Annotated in this window: 23 protein-coding genes; 1 reads left to right on the top strand and 22 read right to left on the bottom strand. The window is 50.6% G+C overall.

The genetic code is table 11. The features are described from left to right. Nucleotides 1-24: 24 nt before the first annotated feature. The 8 genes from atpD to I2H39_RS00655 form a co-directional block, all read right to left on the bottom strand. On the bottom strand, nucleotides 25-1,425 hold the full coding sequence (gene atpD / locus I2H39_RS00690) for a F0F1 ATP synthase subunit beta (RefSeq protein ID WP_138307126.1): 1,401 nt from the start codon (nucleotides 1,423-1,425) through the stop codon (nucleotides 25-27). Nucleotides 1,426-1,451: 26 nt separating this feature from the next. Beyond that, nucleotides 1,452-2,345 carry an ATP synthase F1 subunit gamma gene (atpG, locus tag I2H39_RS00685; protein ID WP_195625572.1) on the bottom strand — a complete coding sequence of 298 codons (894 nt, stop codon included), beginning with the start codon at nucleotides 2,343-2,345 and terminating at the stop codon, nucleotides 1,452-1,454. Between the two features lie 19 nt (nucleotides 2,346-2,364). Further along, the gene (gene atpA, locus I2H39_RS00680; RefSeq protein ID WP_138307131.1) at nucleotides 2,365-3,888 is read right to left on the bottom strand and encodes a F0F1 ATP synthase subunit alpha; all 1,524 of its coding nucleotides are present in this window, start codon (nucleotides 3,886-3,888) and stop codon (nucleotides 2,365-2,367) included. 10 nt (nucleotides 3,889-3,898) lie between these two features. Continuing rightward, on the bottom strand, nucleotides 3,899-4,414 hold the full coding sequence (gene atpH / locus I2H39_RS00675; protein WP_138307516.1) for an ATP synthase F1 subunit delta: 516 nt from the start codon (nucleotides 4,412-4,414) through the stop codon (nucleotides 3,899-3,901). After that, complete coding sequence (atpF, locus tag I2H39_RS00670) at nucleotides 4,407-4,898, bottom strand: F0F1 ATP synthase subunit B (protein WP_138307133.1); 492 nt, start codon at nucleotides 4,896-4,898, stop codon at nucleotides 4,407-4,409. Before atpF ends, atpH begins: the two co-directional genes overlap by 8 nt. A gap of 24 nt (nucleotides 4,899-4,922) precedes the next feature. Further along, nucleotides 4,923-5,147, bottom strand: a complete 225-nt coding sequence (gene atpE / locus I2H39_RS00665; RefSeq protein WP_138307135.1) for an ATP synthase F0 subunit C — start codon at nucleotides 5,145-5,147, stop codon at nucleotides 4,923-4,925. Between the two features lie 53 nt (nucleotides 5,148-5,200). Next, entirely contained in the window at nucleotides 5,201-5,890 is a 690-nt protein-coding gene (locus I2H39_RS00660) for a F0F1 ATP synthase subunit A (protein ID WP_195625571.1), read from the bottom strand. A 454-nt stretch (nucleotides 5,891-6,344) separates the two neighbouring features. Beyond that, a complete protein-coding gene (locus I2H39_RS00655; RefSeq protein WP_138307139.1) occupies nucleotides 6,345-6,644 on the bottom strand; it encodes a LysM peptidoglycan-binding domain-containing protein in 300 nt (99 codons plus the stop codon). A 182-nt stretch (nucleotides 6,645-6,826) separates the two neighbouring features. Between I2H39_RS00655 and lexA the strand changes: the two genes are divergently transcribed. Continuing rightward, nucleotides 6,827-7,441, top strand: coding sequence for a transcriptional repressor LexA (lexA, locus tag I2H39_RS00650; protein ID WP_195625570.1), 615 nt, complete (start codon nucleotides 6,827-6,829; stop codon nucleotides 7,439-7,441). 113 nt (nucleotides 7,442-7,554) lie between these two features. Here lexA and rsfS read toward each other — a convergent pair whose 3' ends face one another. From rsfS to I2H39_RS00580, 14 genes are all read right to left on the bottom strand, one after another. After that, on the bottom strand, nucleotides 7,555-7,905 hold the full coding sequence (gene rsfS / locus I2H39_RS00645) for a ribosome silencing factor (RefSeq protein ID WP_138307143.1): 351 nt from the start codon (nucleotides 7,903-7,905) through the stop codon (nucleotides 7,555-7,557). Further along, nucleotides 7,856-8,494 carry a bis(5'-nucleosyl)-tetraphosphatase (symmetrical) YqeK gene (gene yqeK / locus I2H39_RS00640; protein ID WP_195625569.1) on the bottom strand — a complete coding sequence of 213 codons (639 nt, stop codon included), beginning with the start codon at nucleotides 8,492-8,494 and terminating at the stop codon, nucleotides 7,856-7,858. The genes rsfS and yqeK overlap by 50 nt, the downstream gene beginning before the upstream one ends. A 4-nt stretch (nucleotides 8,495-8,498) precedes the next feature. Next, complete coding sequence (nadD, locus tag I2H39_RS00635; RefSeq protein WP_195625568.1) at nucleotides 8,499-9,143, bottom strand: nicotinate-nucleotide adenylyltransferase; 645 nt, start codon at nucleotides 9,141-9,143, stop codon at nucleotides 8,499-8,501. 41 nt (nucleotides 9,144-9,184) lie between these two features. Then, complete coding sequence (gene yhbY / locus I2H39_RS00630; protein WP_138307150.1) at nucleotides 9,185-9,484, bottom strand: ribosome assembly RNA-binding protein YhbY; 300 nt, start codon at nucleotides 9,482-9,484, stop codon at nucleotides 9,185-9,187. Between the two features lie 11 nt (nucleotides 9,485-9,495). Then, the gene (gene obgE / locus I2H39_RS00625; RefSeq protein ID WP_138307152.1) at nucleotides 9,496-10,785 is read right to left on the bottom strand and encodes a GTPase ObgE; all 1,290 of its coding nucleotides are present in this window, start codon (nucleotides 10,783-10,785) and stop codon (nucleotides 9,496-9,498) included. A 61-nt stretch (nucleotides 10,786-10,846) separates the two neighbouring features. Beyond that, nucleotides 10,847-11,137: a 50S ribosomal protein L27 gene (rpmA, locus tag I2H39_RS00620; protein WP_002567613.1), complete on the bottom strand. Its 291-nt coding sequence runs from the start codon at nucleotides 11,135-11,137 to the stop codon at nucleotides 10,847-10,849. Nucleotides 11,138-11,140: 3 nt separating this feature from the next. Next, the gene (locus I2H39_RS00615) at nucleotides 11,141-11,479 is read right to left on the bottom strand and encodes a ribosomal-processing cysteine protease Prp (RefSeq protein WP_138307153.1); all 339 of its coding nucleotides are present in this window, start codon (nucleotides 11,477-11,479) and stop codon (nucleotides 11,141-11,143) included. 11 nt (nucleotides 11,480-11,490) lie between these two features. Further along, nucleotides 11,491-11,799: a 50S ribosomal protein L21 gene (gene rplU, locus I2H39_RS00610; protein WP_002567611.1), complete on the bottom strand. Its 309-nt coding sequence runs from the start codon at nucleotides 11,797-11,799 to the stop codon at nucleotides 11,491-11,493. A 163-nt stretch (nucleotides 11,800-11,962) separates the two neighbouring features. Next, on the bottom strand, nucleotides 11,963-12,589 hold the full coding sequence (locus I2H39_RS00605) for a hypothetical protein (RefSeq protein ID WP_195625567.1): 627 nt from the start codon (nucleotides 12,587-12,589) through the stop codon (nucleotides 11,963-11,965). A gap of 156 nt (nucleotides 12,590-12,745) precedes the next feature. Then, nucleotides 12,746-14,185 (bottom strand): TrkH family potassium uptake protein, encoded by a 1,440-nt coding sequence (locus I2H39_RS00600; RefSeq protein ID WP_138307157.1) that lies wholly within the window; start codon nucleotides 14,183-14,185, stop codon nucleotides 12,746-12,748. A gap of 13 nt (nucleotides 14,186-14,198) precedes the next feature. Then, a complete protein-coding gene (trkA, locus tag I2H39_RS00595) occupies nucleotides 14,199-15,554 on the bottom strand; it encodes a Trk system potassium transporter TrkA (protein ID WP_138307159.1) in 1,356 nt (451 codons plus the stop codon). 30 nt (nucleotides 15,555-15,584) lie between these two features. Continuing rightward, nucleotides 15,585-16,748, bottom strand: a complete 1,164-nt coding sequence (locus tag I2H39_RS00590) for a ribonuclease E/G (RefSeq protein ID WP_195625566.1) — start codon at nucleotides 16,746-16,748, stop codon at nucleotides 15,585-15,587. Further along, nucleotides 16,748-17,503 carry a TIGR03936 family radical SAM-associated protein gene (locus I2H39_RS00585; protein WP_138307163.1) on the bottom strand — a complete coding sequence of 252 codons (756 nt, stop codon included), beginning with the start codon at nucleotides 17,501-17,503 and terminating at the stop codon, nucleotides 16,748-16,750. The genes I2H39_RS00590 and I2H39_RS00585 overlap by 1 nt, the downstream gene beginning before the upstream one ends. Before the next feature lie 5 nt (nucleotides 17,504-17,508). Further along, on the bottom strand, nucleotides 17,509-19,377 hold the full coding sequence (locus tag I2H39_RS00580; protein WP_195625565.1) for a TIGR03960 family B12-binding radical SAM protein: 1,869 nt from the start codon (nucleotides 19,375-19,377) through the stop codon (nucleotides 17,509-17,511). Nucleotides 19,378-19,778: the final 401 nt, after the last annotated feature.

Genomic DNA, 19,778 nt, shown 5'->3' with positions numbered 1-19,778 from the left:
TCCTTTCTGTGGCATACAGCCCTGTTAAGCCTCATGGTGCTCCAGGGTCTTAGCCTTCTCCACAACCTCGTCAATGGTACCCACATTGAAAAACGCCGCCTCGGGATACCCGTCCATCTCGCCGTCAATAATGGCCTTAAACCCGCGGATGGTCTCTTTTACAGGCACATATTTCCCCGGTACGCCGGTAAAGTTTTCCGCCACATGGAATGGCTGGGATAAGAATCTCTGAATCTTTCTGGCACGGTTTACGGTCAGCTTATCCTCCTCGGACAACTCCTCCATACCCAGGATGGCAATAATGTCCTGCAGCTCCTTATACTTCTGAAGCATCTGCTGCACCTTGTTGGCCACCTCATAATGCTCCCTGCCCACCACATCCTCTTCCAGGATACGGGAGGTGGATTCCAGAGGGTCCACAGCCGGGTAAATGCCCTGCTCCACAATTTTCCTGGACAAGACCGTGGTGGCGTCCAGATGGGCAAAGGTGGTGGCAGGCGCCGGGTCCGTCAAATCATCTGCAGGCACGTACACGGCCTGTACCGAGGTAACGGAGCCGTTCTTGGTGGAAGCAATACGCTCCTGCAGCTCGCCCACCTCAGTGGCCAGGGTGGGCTGATATCCCACGGCCGAAGGCATACGTCCCAGAAGGGCGGATACCTCGGAACCGGCCTGGACAAAACGGAATATGTTGTCGATGAACAGAAGCACGTTCTGGTGCTCCACATCCCTGAAATACTCGGCCATGGTCAGCCCTGTCTCGGCCACGCGCATACGCGCCCCCGGCGGCTCATTCATCTGTCCGAATACCAGGGCTGTCTTTTCCAGCACCCCGGACTCCCTCATCTCGGTCCACAGGTCATTACCTTCACGGGAACGCTCTCCCACGCCCGTAAAGATGGAATATCCGCCGTGTTCCGTTGCTATGTTGGTTATCAGCTCCTGTATCAGTACGGTCTTTCCCACGCCGGCGCCGCCGAAGAGTCCAATCTTTCCTCCCTTGGCATAAGGGGCCAGCAAATCAATTACCTTGATGCCTGTCTCCAGCATCTCCACAACAGGGCTCTGGTCCTCAAAAGAAGGCGGGTCCCTGTGGATTACCCACTTATCCTCACCTTCCAGGCTCTCTCCTCCGTCAATGGTTTCGCCCAAAACGTTGAAGAGACGTCCCAGAGTCTTCTCGCCTACAGGCACCTGGATACCGGCGCCTGTAGGCTCCACTTCCATATCCTTGCACAGGCCGTCGCTGGATGCCAGCATGATGCAGCGCACCACATTGCCGCCTACATGCTGGGCCACCTCCATGACGCACTTCTTCCCCTGGTTATCCACCACCAGGGCGTCCTTGATATGGGGAAGTCCGTCATCCTCAAAAGCCACGTCAACTACAGGTCCCATGACCTGTATGATTTTTCCCTTGCTCATGGCTGCCTCCTTCTATATTTACGAATTTACGAATGTTTCTTTTTCTGTGCCTTGGCGCCGCTGATTACCTCTGTGATTTCCTGGGTAATGGCAGCCTGCCTTACACGGTTATACTCTATGGACAAGTCGTTCAGGATTGCATTGGCATTGTCGCTGGCGGACTGCATCGCCATCATCCTGGCGTTCTGCTCGCTGCAGAAGGACTCCACCAGGGCGCCGAATATGAACCCGGTCACATAGTTGGGGACCACGTGGTCCATGACAGCGCTGGGGGAAGGTACCATCTGTATCTCCTCCTGGATAATATCCGCCGGAATGACAATATTGCTGAAATCCTCCCGCTTAAGGGGAAGAAGCTCTGTCATCTCGGCCTCCATCTTCATGCTGTTAATCATCTGCGTATATATAATCCAGACCTCATCCAGGCGTCCTTCCTCATAATCCTCCAATATGGCGGAGGAAATCAGACGGGCGCGGTGCATGGTGGGATTCTGTACCGTGTAATGGAACTGCTCCTCCACGCGGATATGCCTGGCCTCAAAATAATGGCGTCCCAATTCTCCCACCACGTAGAGCCGGTGGTTCCTGCTCTGTTCCATCCACTCCTGGGCCATCTTCAGCACATTATGGTTGTAAGCGCCTGCCAGTCCCTTATCGCCGGTTATAACAATCAGGCCCTTTATCCTGTCCTCCTCCTTGATTTCCTTCCTTGGATTGAAGTAAAAATGCTCCACATCCGGCATATGGCGCAGGATGCGGCGTATCAAATCCTGGAGAGAATAGAAGTAAGGCTCTGTTTCCTCCAGCAGTTTCCTGCTCTTTTTAAGCTTTGTGGAGGAAATCAGGTACATGGCATTGGTTATCTTCCGGGTATCCTGGACGCTCTTCATACGGCTGAGGATTTCTCTTGCATTTGCCATATTAACTCCTTCTTCCTGGTCAGACGGATGCCTTGTACTGGTTTGTCTTGTACTGGTTTGCCGCATCCACGATGCGGTTTGTCAGGTCATCGTTCAGAACCCTGGTTTCCTCAATTTCTTTACCAATCTCCGGGTGCTTTTCATCAAACCAGGCCAGCATGTTCATCTGGAATTCCTTGATATCCGAAACCTCAACGGACAGCATAACCTTGTGGGTTGCCGCGCAGAGGGTGATGACCTGTTCATGAAGGCTGAGGGGCCTTCCCAGAGGCTGTTTCAGCAGTTCCATAAGGCGTTTGCCGTAAGCCAGCTGCTCCTTGGTAGCCTCATCCAGGTCAGAACTGAACTGGGTGAACACCTCCATCTCGCGGTACTGCGCCAAATCGATACGGATGCTTCCGGATGCCTTTTTCATGGCCTTTGTCTGGGCTGCGCCGCCCACACGGGACACAGAAAGGCCCACGTTTACCGCCGGTCTCATGCCGGAGAAGAACAGGTCGCTTTCCAGGAATATCTGTCCGTCTGTAATGGAGATGACGTTGGTGGGAATATACGCCGACACATCGCCTGCCTGCGTCTCGATGATAGGCAGGGCTGTGATGGAGCCGCCTCCCTTTTCATCGCACAATCTGCTGGAACGCTCCAGAAGGCGTGAATGAAGGTAGAATACGTCGCCGGGATACGCCTCACGGCCCGGAGAGCGCTCCAGCAGCAGGGACAGTGCCCTGTAAGCCACTGCATGTTTTGACAGGTCATCGTAGACAATCAAAACATCCCTTCCCTGATGCATAAAATATTCAGCCATGGCAGTCCCTGCATAGGGGGCTATGTACTGAAGAGGCGCTGCCTCGCTGGCCGTGGAGGACATGACAATGGTGTAGCCCATGGCGTCGTTCTTCTTAAGGGTGGAAACCAGCTTTGCCACGGTGGATGCCTTCTGGCCAATGGCAACATAGATGCAGACCACATCCTTGCCCTTTTGGTTCAGAATGGTATCCATGGCAATGGAGGTCTTGCCTGTCTGACGGTCCCCTATGATTAATTCCCTCTGGCCGCGGCCTATGGGGAACATGGAATCAATGGCCAGGATACCTGTCTCCATGGGAACACCCACTGACTTTCTGTCCACGATGCCGGGAGCTTCCTCCTCCACCGGCCGGTAATCCTCTTCCTTTACAGGGCCCAGTCCGTCAATGGGTTCTCCCAGGGCGTTGACCACCCTTCCCAAGAATCCGTTTCCCACAGGTACGCCCGCCCTTTTCCTGGTACGGACCACCTTGGTGCCCTGGCCCACTCCTGTATCCTTACCAAAAAGAATACAGCCAATCTCATTCTTACGGATGTCCTGGACCATTCCCTTGACACCATTTTCAAATATTACGATTTCCCCGTACATGGCATGTTCAATGCCGTATACGATTGCTATGCCGTCTCCTACCCAGATAACAGAACCAGTTTCCTGTTCCTGTCCGGCATGCATGTCAAAATTCTCAATCTCGCTCTTAATGATGGAGATGATTTCCTGGGAACTGATTGTGCTCATATCAAGACTCCTATCTTACCACAGCCCCGCGGAGCCTTAAAAGCTGCCCCTTCAGGCTGTAATCATATTCTGTATCCCCGGCCTTCAGGACAAAACCGCCCATCAGGTCCGGCTGGTTCACCAATCGGATGTTCACATCTTTTTTCTTATATTTTCTGCACAGAAACTGCTTTATTCCTGTAATCTGGGCCGCACCCGGCATGGTAACATAGTGAAGCTGCGCTTCCATGATGCCTGCCTTCTTCCGGGCATAGGCATCTCTGGCCGCTGCTATCTCCTCTGTCTGTCCGATGCATCCCGCATCACAAGCCTTTTTTAAAAAACGTACCATCAATGCAGAAAACTCGGGTTCCCTGAACACCTTCTCAATCACGGCATGCTTACTTTTCGCGGGAACCACCGGGCTTATTAGCACCTCCGGAAGTTCCGGATTCTCCTTAAGCAGCTCTGCCGCCTTCCTGACCATTTCTTCCGGTATGCCCAGCTCATATAAAACAATGGCATACATCCTGGCTGTCTCAGTCATTTCCTTCACCTGATTCTGCTAAAAAGCGGTTGTATAGGTTCCTGTCGCCGTCCGGTCCGCTCTGCTCGCTGATTAACCTGGCGGCAGCTGTCATGGCCAGACCGGCCACACCGGCCTTTAAGTCATTCATGGCCTTCTCGCGCTCCAGGGCAATGGTTCTGTCCGCTTCCTCCATCTTCCTGGCAGCGTCTGCCCTGGCCTGGGCCAGAATCTTCTCATACTCCGCGGCAGCCCTGTTCCTGGCATCCTCGATGATTCTGGAAGCTTCCTGGTCCGCATTGCCGATGGAAGCCTGGTACTGCTCTTTCATCCGGCAGGCTTCCGTCTCCCTGTTCTTTGCTTCGTCCAGGTCGTGCTCAATCATCTGCTGCCTCTCATCCAGTATCCTGCGCACCGGACCAATCAGGAAGTGCTTCATGAACAGGTATAAAACCAGAAGGTTGATAACCGTAAAGGCTACATTCCAAATGTTTAAATTTAACATATTAAGCCGCCTTCCTGCTGTAAATTATTTTAAAAACAGAATGATTAAAAGGCCGATGACAAAGCCGTAAATAGCGGTTGCCTCAGCGAGGGCGCATCCCAGCAGCAGCGCCTTGGTAATCTTGCCGTCTGCCTCAGGCTGTCTTGCAATGGCGTCCACTGCCTTGGAGGTGGCCAGACCAATACCAATACCTGCTCCAACACCTGTAATAACTGCAACACCTGCTCCTAATGCGATTAATCCTGTCATAATAAGACTCTCCTTTTTCTCTCAATTTTTTCTTTTTCCATAAGGCTGCAAACTTAATCCTCAATGGCTTCTTTTATATATAATGATGTGAGGAACACAAACACATATGCCTGTATCACTCCGTCAAATATATCAAAATAGAAGCTGAATGGCAGCGGCACAATAAGCGGCAGCAGATGCTTGATAAGCGCCATGACAACAATGGCGCCCAGCACGTTGCCGAACAACCGCATGCACAGGGACAATGGCCGTATAAACAGCTCCAGCACATTGATTGGCGCTATGATGGCAATGGGCTCCGCAAAGCTTTTTATCCATCCCTTGATACCCTTCCTGCGGATGCCGGCCACTTCCACCAGCACGATACTCATCACAGCCAGGGAAACAGTCACATTCAAATCCTTGGTCGGCGACTTGAAGCCAAGAAGTCCAATCATATTGGCGATTCCTATGTATATCACCACGGTAATCAGATAGGGTATATAATCCCTGCCTTCCTTTCCCAAAAGCCCTTCAAAGAAATCATAGATAAAGGACATGCCGCTTTCCAGGGCAGCCTGCTTTTTGCTTATGTTCCTTACCTTTAGGCCATGGACCAGTATCAGGGAAGCCGCCATCATAATTGCCATGATAATCCACGTCACCACCACGGATTCCATCACATCAATACCGCCGAACAGCGGTATGGTGAACACCACATTGCAGTTAAGCTCTTCCATCAGTGATTCCACTAAACCGTTCATACTAAACAACCCCCTTTCTCTTCTCGTTTGCTTTTGCCTATTATAGTCATCTGGTTTAATAATTTCAAATACATATTATTTATAAATTGATAATATAAATGTTATGAAAATGAAAATGTAACAAATCCCGGCCCATTTTATTTTATAATTTGTATATTATATCACGACACATATGATTGATTTTCACAGCATCTTAACGTCAAGAAAGAAATTTGTATCATTTTGCACAATAAAAGGTTATAAAATTATATAATCTGGAACTTTTGGAAATTTCCGGGTGAAAATGTAACCGAAACGCAGGAGAAAGCCGTATGAAGATAATACCTGCAAGACAATAAAAACCCTTGGAGCCGGCCGGATATCCCCAAAGGTTTTTGACATATTTCATTTAAATGTCTTTCTTTTCAGATGTCTTTCTTTCTATATATATTATATGTCCGCAGGCTGGTATTGTTTACTCAAAATACACCACAGTCAGATACTGCCCTGCATGGATGGTGTCCTTCTTCAGTCCATTCATCTGCTTGAGCTGACTCACATACTCGTCCATACTCATGGAACTGCCCTCCCTGTACTGGCTGGCAATCCCCCACAGACTGTCACCTTCCTGGATACGGACACTCTTATAATAGGGAGTGGTCCTGTTCCCCTCCTCCTTAGCCATGGAAGTAAACATGGTGCGTCCCATAATAATGGAAACAAACAGTAAAACCGTAAAACATGTAGCTGTCAACCTTCTCTTTCTCACTCTCATATGGCAACCTCCCTGAGGCGGTTCCTTCTTGCGCGCAATACAGAACGTCTGTTCTTTTGTATATTCATACTATACTACCAGAACAAATGTTTGTCAAGGGCTGCAGGCAAAAAAACGAACAAAGGTTTGCATTTTCATCGAACATATGTTACTATAAATATAGAAAACGCAGGAGGTTGATTATGGCACAGGATAAAATTACTTCTAAGCAGCAGGAGATTTTAGAATACATCAAAGATACCATTTTAAAGAAGGGATATCCGCCGGCTGTGCGGGAGATTTGCGAGGCAGTACATTTAAAGTCCACCTCTTCCGTCCACTCCCATCTGTCCTCCCTGGAGGAAAAGGGCTACATACGGCGTGACCCCACCAAACCCAGGACCATTGAGATTTTAGACGACACCTTCAACTTTAACCGCAGAGAGATGGTAAACATACCTCTTATCGGAACCGTTGCCGCCGGAGAACCCATCCTTGCAGAGGAGCGGATTGAGGATTACTTCCCATTTCCTGCAGAGATTCTTCCCAACGCGGAGACGTTCATGCTGACGGTCAAGGGAGAAAGCATGGTGGGCGCCGGAATCCTGCCCGGCGACAAGCTGATTGTGGAGCAGTGTCCCACTGCTGCCAACGGAGAGATTGTGGTGGCCCTGGTAGATGACTCAGCCACTGTCAAACGTTTTTATAAGGAGAACGGGCATTACCGCCTCCAGCCTGAGAACGACGCCATGGAGCCCATTATTACGGATTCCGTGGAGATACTGGGCAAGGTGATTGGACTGGTCCGCATGATGTAGGCGCGGGTGCCTTTTATACCCCCCACAGAAAGAACGGATATACAGAAGTCCCATACAGGCAGACTTCGTATATCCGTTCTTATCGTTTCCCAACTAGTTTCAGTTCCTATTGATTACAGCTCGTTCACATCCACAAACGTCTTTCCATCCCTCCAGATTCGCTCCAAATCGTAGAACAACCTGTCTTCCCTGCAGAAGATGTGGACAATTACATCCTTGTAATCCATCAGAATCCAGTTTGCATTCTGGTAGCCCTCAATCTGCTTGCACTCACAGCCGGCCTTTTCCAGGATTTCTTCCACATTATCAGCCATGGCCTGCACCTGGTTGGCATTGCTTCCGTCAGCAATTATAAAATAATCCGCCAGGACGGATACGGACTGGATATCAATGATTTTGATGTCCTCCCCCTTTTTATCGCTGAGAGCCTGATATGCCAGTTTCACCATTTCTTTTGAGTTCATCGCGTTCTCCTTTCACTTTCTTAAAATATTCATATGCCTGCTCCGTCATAGGGTCAATGCTTCCGCCCTTTTTTTCCAGATAATCCAGGGTTCCCGCCAATATGGCATACATGGTCTCATCCAGGTCCTCATAGGCCATCCGCCTTATTACCGGCAGATTCTCGGCCTTGTAGCGCCTGGGTTCTATATAATCCGCTATATAGAGGATTTTATCCAGGATTGTCATGTCCGGCCTGCCGGTGGTATGGCAGCCAATGGCATCCAGGATTTCCGGGTCCGTAATCTGGTACTTGTGCTCTGCCAGCCATTCCCCGTATTTTGCATGAAGCACGGGCAGGGCCTTGTACTCTGCATCCGTCACTTCCAGACCATGTTTCAAACATTTTTTTAATATGATATCATCCGAATACCGTTTCCCGCAGTCATGCATCAGTCCGGCCAGCTCCGCCTTGTCCAGGTCGAAACCGTAGCGCATGGCAAGATTCATGCAGGTGTAGGACACGCTCAGGGAATGCTCGTAGCGCATGGGCGCCAGCTTTCTCTTAAGGTCTTTCCTGAATATCATAATCTGGCTGCATTGGTTCTCCATACAATCACTCTCCTTTGCCGTCCAGGACCGGGTTCTCTACGCCGAACCTGTATAGTCCATGGTCCATAATATATTCTTCCACTGCATCCGGCACAAATCCATGGATAGAATACCCGTCAGCCACAGCCGCCCTTATCTCCTCCGAGGACACATCCATCTCACTGCACCGGATAGGGTAAATCCTTGCCCCATACCTGGATGTGAGGTATTCAATCTGCCGTTCAAAGGGCTGGTGTTTATCATGGTAGGCCCGTCCGGCCACCAGGAGCACTGCCAGCTTCATGACCAGCTCCGGGTGGAACCACTGCTCAATCTGATACAGGGAATCTGCTCCTATGATGAAATAGAACTCATCCTCCCTGTATTCACCGCGAAGGAGGGACAGGGTCTGGGCCGTATAGGTATTTCCCTCACGCTTCAGTTCAAAATCCGAATACAGAAAATAGGGAGTATCTGCAATGGCCAGTTTAACCATACGCTCACGCATCTCTCCCTCGGTAATTTTATGATTTTTTTTGTGGGGCGGATTGCCTGCCGGCATAAACCAGACCGCATCCAGCCCAAACTGCTCATAAGCTTCCCTGCCAAGCCGCAGGTGACCGTTGTGGATGGGGTCAAAGGTTCCCCCCAGTATTCCTATCTTTGCCAAACAAATCCCTTCTTCACATACCTTAACCGGTACCTGTCCGTCTATTTCACCGGCAGCACAATCTTACGTTTCTTTTCCTCTTTGGCAGGACGGTAAAGAACGATTTTCCTGCCAATGACCTGGACCACCTGTGAATGCGTGCGCTCCGCCAGGACATCAGCGATGGAACCGCCGTCGTCCAGACAATTCTTGAGCACCGTCACCTTAATCAGTTCCCTTGCTTCCAGGGCCTCGTCCACTGCCTGGGTAATCTCCGGCGTAAGGCTGGATTTTCCAATCTGGAATACAGGGTCGATGGTCATGGCCAGGCCTTTTAAATAGGCTCTCTGCTTGCTTGTCATAATAACTCCTTCTATTTGTAATAATCAAACTCCAGCCCATACATACGGACCGTGTCGCCTTCCTCAATCCCGGCCTTCTCCAGGTCGTCCAGGATTCCCGTATTCTTAAGGAACTTCTGGAAGAAATCGAATCCCTTCTCAGAATCCAGGTTGGTGTATCCGAGCATCTTGTCGATTCTGGGACCTTCCACCACATAGGCGCCGTCATCCGCCCTGGTCACGGTATAGGGCAGGTTCCTGTCGCCCTGGTACTGGACCTCAAATTCCTTTTCAAATACAACCGGCGCATCATCCACGGTCTTAAGCAGGTCATTGATATGGTACAGAAGCTCCTTTACGCCCTTTCTGCTGACAGCAGATATGGGGAATACCTTAATGCCCTTTGGCTCAAATTCTTTTCTCAGCTCGTCAACTATAATGTCCGTATCTTCCTCTGCATACACTGCGTCCATCTTATTGGCAGCAATGACCTGAGGACGCTTTAACAGCTCCGGATTATAAGCTTCCAGCTCCTGGTTAATGGTCCTAATGTCCTCCAGAGGGTCCCTGCCCTCCACGGAAGCGCCGTCCACCACATGGACCAGGACCTTGGTGCGCTCAATGTGCTTTAAGAATGCATGTCCCAGGCCAATGCCCTCTGAGGCGCCCTCTATCAGGCCCGGGATATCCGCCATGACAAATCCGGCCCCGTCCCCCAGGTCCACCACGCCCAGATGGGGATTCAGTGTGGTGAAATGGTAATTTGCAATCTCAGGCTTTGCATTGCTGACAACGGACAGCAGCGTGGATTTACCCACATTGGGAAAGCCCACCAGGCCCACGTCCGCAATTACTTTAAGCTCCAACTGCACCCACAGCTCTGCGCCGGGCTGTCCCGGCTGCGCATACTTGGGCACCTGCATGGTCGATGTTGCAAAATGCATATTCCCAAGACCGCCCCTGCCGCCTCTTAAGATGACTTCCCGCTGGTTGTCACCGGACATATCGGCAATGACCTTTCCTGTCTCGAAATCTTTGAGCACCGTTCCCTCCGGCACCTTCACAATCAGGTCATCGGCATCTGCTCCATGGCAGCGCTTCTTTCCGCCTTCCTGGCCGTCCTTTGCAATGTACTTGCGCACATGCCGGAAGTCCACCAGGGTGTTTTTTCCTTTGTCTACCTGGAAAATGACGTCGCCTCCGCGGCCGCCGTCACCTCCGTCAGGACCGCCGTTGGGAACATACAGCTCGCGTCTGAAGGACACGTGGCCGTCTCCGCCCTTACCGGATTTAATAAATATTTTTGCGCTATCGGCAAACATACACAGTACCTCCTGTGGTGTGAAAAAGAGCCCCATACGCTAAGTATGGAGCCCTTCGAAATTATTCGTTGATTGCCCTTGGGTATACAGAAACCTGCTTTCTGTCTCTGCCCTTTCTTTCAAACTTAACAACTCCGTCTACTAAAGCGAATAAGGTATCATCGCCACCCCTGCCTACGTTGTTGCCAGGATGAATATGGGTTCCGCGCTGCCTGTACAGAATGTTGCCAGCCAGTACGAACTGTCCGTCGGCTCTCTTAGCGCCAAGTCTCTTGGCCTCGGAGTCTCTACCGTTCTTGGTAGAACCAACACCTTTCTTATGAGCGAATAACTGAAGGTTCATCTTTAACATGTGTTACACCTCCTTAAACTTCACGTTAATATATGATTTCCCGTAATCCCTCTCAATATTCTGAAGTCCCAGGATAAAAGAGTTCATCAGGAGCTTTGATTCAGGACTTATATCTGAAGTGAAACGGAATTCAAACGAACCGCTCTCTCCCGCCCCGCCTTCAAATCCATCTTCCGTAAATGCCTCCACTGAATTGAAAAAGTTAAGAGCCAGGGCCGAAACCGCCGCGCAGATGATATCCTCACCCTCCCCGGCATACCCGGCATGTCCCTCCATCACAACCCCTGTGTAAACAGCATTGCCTGAATCTGTGGATTTCTTGAATACGGTTGTTTTAATCATATCATTTACAATTAAGCGTTGATTTTTTCAATCTTCACCTGAGTATAAAGCTGTCTGTGGCCGTTTTTCTTGTGATAGCCAGTCTTTCTCTTATACTTGTAAACGATGACTTTTTTAGCCTTACCTTCCTTCTCAACTGTTGCTGTAACAGTTGCGCCGGAAACGGTTGGGCATCCAATCTGCAGCTCGCCGTTGTTTACAACCAGCACCTGGTCAAATGTTACGGTCTCGCCTGCGCCTGCGCCCAGTCTCTCTACCTTAATGACATCGCCTTCTGCTACCTTGTACTGCTTTCCGCCTGTTGCTATAATCGCGTACATGAAAGGCACCTCCTATTATCATTACTCGCCAGCTTCGGTGACCTGCCTTTTTCAAGGAAAACAGGCAGACTCTTACAACCCCGCTGTGCGGCATACTGGTATATCATAGCATTTTCCTTTTCCGATGTCAACCGGAATTTCCAGTTTTTTTGTCAGTTTTTTGTCAGTTTGACACCAGTTCCACTGCGCCCGCGTCAAAGAGCTCCAGATACTGGCCTTCCACAATATTGATTGTGACCGGCTCAAACAGCGCTCCGTATTCATCTATATAATCATAGTAATATCTCACATCATTGTACAGGGCATAATAACCGCCGCCCGAGGTAAGGGGCGTGATGCGGTATGTGCCCGGCTCCATATCCCGTCCCGCCTTGTACATGCCGGTTGTCCCCAGGGTAATGCCCGCGCGGTCCGCCTCCACCGCATATCCCTTTGTGATTACCAGGTGCTGTCCCTTATAAAGGGTAATCAGGCCGTGGTGCTGGAACCGGAAGGTTCCGATACGCCGCTCATCGGTATCATCCTTATACAACGTAATGGTACAAGTGGAATAAGCGTTCTGCTCCGATGTGTCCTCCGTAAAGACCGCATATTCCCCCGGCGGAATGTCCCGGCCGATGACATAGCTTCCCGGACCATAGGCAACTGCACCGGTTGATGCTTCTGTATTCTCTGTATTCTCTGTTTGCCCCGCTTCACCGGCCCATGATACGGCCGGGTATGCCGATGCCAGCGAAAGCGCCAGAACCAGAGCGCTGATACACCTTATGCCTTTTGTGAATCTTATCAATCCGTTTCCTCCTTCACGATAATTCCCTTACACGCCAAACGTGTATTGTGCGCGGTTTTCTTTCCTCATGGATTTCTTATGGAAATCATACCCCGGAGGTCGGGATTCGTCAATGAAAGTCACTGTTTTTTCACCTGCATTTCACAATTACACATCTTAGCTCCGTTTCCAGGTTCCGGGAGACAGCAGCACCAGCATGGGGAACAGCTCCAGCCTGCCGGCCAGCATATCGAATATGAGCACGGTCTTGGACAGGTAGGACATCATGGAATAGTTGGATGCCGGACCCACCACGGACATACCGGGACCAATGTTGTTCAGGTTGGCTGCCACTGCCGAGAATGAGGTCATGAAGTCGTAATTGTCCAGACTCACTATCAGGGTGGATACGCCGAATATCATAAAATAAACAATAATATAGGCGTTAAGGGACCTGAGGGTATTGTGCTCCAGAGGCTTTCCCTCGAACTTAAGCACCTTCACGCTGCGGGGATGGATGACAGACGCCATCTCCTTTTTTATTTCCTTAAATGCAATCATAACGCGGGACACCTTCATGCCTCCGCCCGTGCTGCCTGCGCACGCTCCGATAAACATGATAAGCAGCAGAATGGTCTTGGAAAACTCCGGCCAGCTGTTGTAGTCAATGGTGGAGTACCCCGTGGTGGTGATAATGGAGGAAACCTGGAACGCCGCCTGATGGAAGGCCATAAACAGGGATGGGAACAGGCTGCGGATATTGATGGTGATAAGCAGGATGGATATGGCCACCACAGCCAGATATCCCCTCAGCTCCTCGCACCGTCCCGCATCCTTGGGCCTGCGTATGAGCAGCAGGTAGTACACGTTGAAATTCACGCCGAACAGCAGCATGAAAATAGTAATGACAGCCTGCTGGTACACCGTGTAATCCGCCTGTCCTGAATTACGGCAGGCAAAGCCTCCTGTACCGGCAGCGCCGAAGCTCATGCAGATACTGTCAAATAAAGGCATTTTTCCCAGCAGCAGAAGGACCATCATGACGATGGTCATCCAAAAATATATGGAATACAGCAGCTTGGCCGTGATGCGTATTTTAGGCACCAGCTTTCCCACGGAAGGGCCGGGACTCTCCGCCCGCATAATATGCATATTATAATCACCTGCCATGGGCAGGATTGCCAGGATAAACACCAGTATCCCCATGCCGCCAATCCAGTGGGAAAAGCTTCTCCACATCAGGGTGGCATGGGACATATCCTCCACCTTGGGAATGATGCTGGACCCGGTGGTGGTAAAACCGGATACAATTTCAAACATAGCGTCAATGATATGGGGAATCTCTCCGCTTATGACAAAGGGCATGCACCCAAAAAAGCTCAAAACAATCCATCCCAGGGAAACCGTCACAAATCCTTCCCTTGCAAAAAACATCTTTGTGCAGGGCTTTTTCCTGGTGCACAGAAATCCCAGCAGGCCGCAGACTGCGGCAACGCCCAGGTAGATGAACCCAATGCTTTCCCTGTAAATAACAGCCGTAATGACCGGCAGGGTCATGAAAATGGCCTCCATATTCATAATCCAGCCCAGCATATATATGATTATACTCCGATTCATGTCCAGCCCGCCTTTACATTAAGATATCCTTTAAGTCGTTAAGCCCTGTGTGGGTGGTCACAATAATAACCGTGTCCCCTGCCTCCAGGGTATCCTTGCCTCGGGGCATGATGATGCGGCCGTTGCGGTTGATGCATGCCACCAGCAGATTATTTCTGGTCTTCAGTTTTTCCAGAGGAATCCCCAGCACAGGCGAATCCCCCCTGACCCTGAATTCCAGCGCCTCTGCCTTATCAGCCACGATTTTATACAGAGTCTCTATATTGCTGCCCATGGAATTCTGCATGGCCCTTACATACTGCAGGATGATATCGGCTGTCAGCATTTTCGGGTATATGACGCTTCCCAGATTCAGGGCGTTGATTACATTTTCAAAGGCAATCTTATTGACCTTGGTAACCAGCTTGGCCTTGGACTGGCTGGCTGCATACAGGGACAGCAGGATGTTTTCCTCATCAAAGCCGGTAAGGGAGGCAAACGCCTCTGTCTGGCGGATTCCCTCCTCCAAAAGCAGCTTCTGGTCCGAACCATCCCCGTGTATAATCATGGCGTGGGGAAGAATTTCGCTTAAAATCCTGCACCGCTCCTCATCCTGCTCTATGATTTTAATCTTCATCTTGGAATCGGCCAGGGCTTTGGCCAGGTATACGGTCAGCTTTCCGCCGCCCACAAACATGGCGGAATTAACCGCGTTGTTCTCAATGCCCGCCTTGCGGAAGAATTCAGCGCAGTCCGCATGAGGTGCAATAAAGGATATCTTGTCCCCGCCCCTCATCTCAAAATTGCCGTCGGGAATCACCACGTCATCCCCCCGTTCCACGGCGCAAATCAGCACATTGCTCTTCAGGCGGCTTACCACATCCATCACCTTCATCCGGTCCAGGATGGAATCCTTGGGAATCAGGAATTTGAGAAGCTCTATCCTGCCCTTGGCAAACAGCTCAATCTTGATGGCATTTGGAAAACGCAGCAGCCTGGCAATCTCCCTGGCGGCTGCCAGCTCCGGATTAATGGCCAGGGAAAGGTTCAGCTCCTCCCTGATATAGTTGATTTCCGCCGAATATTCAGGGTTGCGGATACGGGCAATGGTATGGCAGTTTCCTGCTTTCTTTGCAATCAAACAGCAGAGCATGTTCAGCTCATCTGAGTTGGTGGTGGCGATAAGCAAATCAGCTTCCTTAATTCCCGCCTCCATCTGTACCTGGTACACGGCTCCGTTACCGGTGACGCTCATGACATCCGTACTGTCTGAAATGGATTGAAGCGCCTCGCTGTCACAGTCAATCAGCGTAATATCGTGGTTTTCCCTGTTCAGCTGCTCTGCCAGTGTGGTTCCCACTTTGCCGCAGCCTACAATTATGATTTTCATATTTCTTCCCCTTTATCCCCTTTTGTATTGTCATATTCCCACCTGTTCGTGGAGCGGCCTCCTCACCTTTTTCCTGGTAAGCTCCACCAGGTTCAAAGCAGTCATGTCCACCACCGTGGTCTTTACCGGGTCTTTCGAAACAACATCCCCTAAATGGGCAAGAAGGGTCTTCCTGTCCTCTTCCCTTTCCATATCAATAAAATCCACAATAATAATGCCGGAAAGGTTACGCAGCCTCAGCTGCCGTCCAATTTCATCCGCAGCCTCCATATTTATCTTGTATATGGTGTCCTGCATGTTTTTCCTGCCTGAATACTTTCCCGTATTCACATCAATGACCGTCATGGCCTCCGTAGGCTCTATGACCAGGTAGCCCCCGGACTTAAGCCACACATTCTTTCCCAGCGCCTTTTCAAACGCATTCTCCAGGCTGTAGAGCTTGCCAAGGGGCAGGAGGGCGTCCGAATAAAAGCTCAGGCGTCCCAAATCTTCCCTCTGGTATGCCTCCAGATACTCCTTAAGCTCCCTGTGGTACTCAGGCACATCTGTAATTATTTCCTCCAGGGAACCCCCAAAGGAATCACGTATTGCTGCAATATAGCCCGGCAGCGCCCTGTAAAGGCAGCTGTAGCAGACCCTGCAGGCAGCCTCCGCAGAAAGTCTCCGCCATGTCTGCCTCAGTGCAGCCAGTTCCTCCAATACGGTATGGTCCTCCACCGTGCCTGCATTGGTCCGCACAATGACACCCAGGCAGGTTTCCCCTTCCAGGTCATGTTCCAGCAGGGAACGAAGCCTTGCCTTATAGGCGGTATCCCGGATTTTAGCGGAAAAGCCGATTCCGGGCTTTCCCACCGTCAGCACGCAGTACCGCCCTGTGAAGGACAGGCGCTCTGAAACCACCGGGGCCTTTGTCTTTACCGCGTCCTTGCTGACCTGCACCACCAGCTCATCGCCGGCCTTAAGCCGTTCCGGCTTCCAGCGCTCCTGCAGGCTGTAGTATCCGGTGCATCCCGGTCCTATGTCAATAAAGGCGGCATTGATATTGCTTACCACCTTCTGCACCTTGCCGATATAGATATTGCCCAGCAGGGAGTCGGCGGTATCCGGCTCCAGCATAAGCTGCTTTACCTTTCCATCGGATACCAGGGCCGTGCATACCTTATCCCCACGCCGGGTCACTACTAGTTTGTCCATTATCTGATTTCCTCACCCAGCTGTTCCAGCGATACAAAGGAATGAATCCCGGCCTCCTTCTCAGCCTCAGAAGCCCTGTCCGCATACACCTCTTCCCGCTGTACCATGAAGGCAAAGGGCGGGCGTTCCTCCCCCAGGAACCCGTAATATGCATCCAGCACCTGTTCCGGCTTCACATTGGCAGCGCTGCCAGCGGATATCTTCATGAACAGGCGGGGGCCTTCCATTTCACCGTCCCCCTCAGGACAGATTCTCAGTTCATAAACCAGGGGCTTTAAGTCCATCTCCTTTTCCCCGCGCTTGGTCTTCTTTGTCACCATGACGCTGGGACGCTCAAAAAAAGCAATCAGCCCCTGAAACCACTGTTCCTTATCCATGTCTCCGGGCTCATATCCCGGCCTGAAGGCCAGGGTATAATCCCCTGCCCCGACTATGGACATGGCGTTGGCAGCATCATCCGGCAGACGCCGGTAGCTTACAATCTCAAAGCCCTCTGACATTACCGCGTTCAGGCGTTCCCTCATGGTTTCCGAATCCCCGGTGGAGGACACCTCTATGTCCACGTACTCGCCGTTGCTGGTGATTCCCACTCCCAAAGGGGCTGCAAAGGACATAATCTGATGCGGGGAAAATCCCCCGCTGTAGCAGATATCCACATCCGACCTGCGGATGGCCTTCTGGAAATAACGCATAACATCCAGATGGCCGATGAACTTCATTGTTCCATATTTTCTGAATTTAATCCGAATTTTCATTTATCCTATTCCTTTACGGTTTCATAACAAACGCCGCAGCCAAAATCCCTGGCTCCGCAGCCTGAACATCTCTGACGGCAGTTAGGCGTCACTTCTTCCTTCACAGCATGGTTCCACTCACGAATCAGGAACTCCTTTGACACGCCTGCGTCAATGAAGTCCCATGGGAACACCTCGTCGGGGCTCCGCTCCCTGGTGGTATAAAACCCGATATCCACGCCGCAGGTTTCAAATGCCTTCATCCAAACGTCATTCTTAAAATATTCGGACCAGGAATCGTAGATGGCCCCTGTGCGGTAGGCTTCTTCTATGACAGCGCCCACCCTTCGGTCGCCTCTGGCCAGCACGCCCTCCAGCACGGTAAGCTCTGCCTCATGCCAATTATATTTGAGGCTCTTAAAGTTCTTCATTTCACGGAACTTGCCCCGGACAATGTTGGCCCTTTCAATGAATTCTTCCTTTGTGCACATCCTGGCCCACTGGAACGGCGTAAAGGGCTTTGGCACAAAGAAGGATGAGCTGGCCACAATCTGTACCTTGCCGTTTCTCTGGTCCTTGGGGATATCGTAATAGGCTTCCGCAATCTTTTCAGACAGCAGCGCAATTCCCTCCATATCCTCCACTGTCTCCGTGGGAAGTCCCAGCATGAAATACAGCTTCACCCGGTTCCATCCCGACGCAAAGGCATCGGCGGCTCCCTTCAGAATCACTTCCTCTGTCAGTCCCTTATTGATAACATCCCGCAGCCGCTGGGAGCCGGCCTCCGGCGCAAAGGTAAGACTGCTCTTTTTCACGTCCTGGACCTTGCTCATGACGTCCAGTGAAAATGCGTCGATGCGCAGGGACGGCAGGGAGATATTCACGCCCTTGCCCTTGAATTCATCAATGAGGAAATTGACCAGGCCCTCTAACTGGCTGTAATCGCTGGAGCTAAGGGAGCTTAAGGATATCTCCTCATGGCCCGTGCTCTTAAGCATGTCATTGGCGTAATGCTTCAGGTATTCCAGGCTGTGCTCCCTGAGGGGCCTGTACACACAGCCGGCCTGGCAGAACCGGCAGCCGCGGATACAGCCCCGCTGAATCTCCAGCACCACCCTGTCCTGGGTTACTTTGATAAACGGCACCAGCGGCTTTTCGATATAGCCCACGCTGTCCATATCGGTTACGATTTGTTTTTTAACAACCGGCATGGCATGTTCATTGTTAGGCTGAAAACATTCAATGGTCCCGTCTTCCTTATATGTCACATCATAAAAAGCAGGCACATATATGCCCGGTATCTCTGCCGCCATTTCCAGGAACTGCTTCCTGGTGCCGCCGGCCTTCTTATTCTCCTTATATCGGTCCATCAGTTCAAAATAAGCAGTCTCTCCCTCACCGATGTAAAACAGGTCGAAAAAATCAGCCAGCGGTTCTGGATTATAGGCGCAGGGGCCTCCCCCTATGACGATGGGGTAATCCTCCGTCCTGTCACAGGCATGAAGGGGAATCTGTGAAAGGTCCAGAATCTGGAGCACATTGGTGTAGCACATCTCGTACTGAAGGGTAATTCCAAGGAAATCAAAATTCTTTACCGGTTCCTGTGTTTCCAGGGTAAAGAGGGGTATCTTATTTTCCCTGAGTATGGGGTCCAGGTCCATCCACGGGGAATAGACGCGCTCGCAGTAAATATCCTCCCGGTTGTTGAACATGGAATACAGAATCTGGATGCCCAGGTGGGACATGCCGATTTCGTATACATCCGGGAAACACATGGCAAATCGGATGTCCACCTTAGATGGGTCCTTATTTGTCATGTTCACCTCCCCGCCGATATAGCGGGCAGGCTGCTGGATATTTAGTAATATTTCATCAGGTAACGCTAGTTTTCTCATAGAACATCGTCCTTAATTTGGTAGTATTGCACAAAAATCTGTGCTTGTTTTTTTGCTATTTCAAGTGTTGAAAAGAGCTGGAAATTTCACTTTTTATGCTCCTGTTTCGGCCGAAAATACCGGCTTTTCAAGCGGTTTTTGTCTCTTTTACGACAACTTTGAATTTTCGGACAAAACGAAACAATTCAACATCATGCATAATTATAGTTGATATTTCGGTATTAAGCAATACATTTCACGCAAGCTCTTTAAGAAGCTGCCTTTTTCATCAATTGCTGCGGGAGGGTCCAATGCTTCTGAGTACACGGGCGTTTGACACATCAATCAATCTAAAAGTGCCACAAGCCCAGTATTTCAAAGGGATTGCGGCACTTATACATCCATTTATGTGTCAAAGACGG

Origin of the sequence: Clostridium sp. 1001283B150225_161107_B6, from assembly GCF_015556325.1 — a bacterium.
Taxonomy (GTDB): domain Bacteria; phylum Bacillota; class Clostridia; order Lachnospirales; family Lachnospiraceae; genus Enterocloster.
The sequence above is the reverse complement of the archived record's forward strand: the minus strand, read 5'-3'. Positions and strand labels throughout refer to the sequence as shown.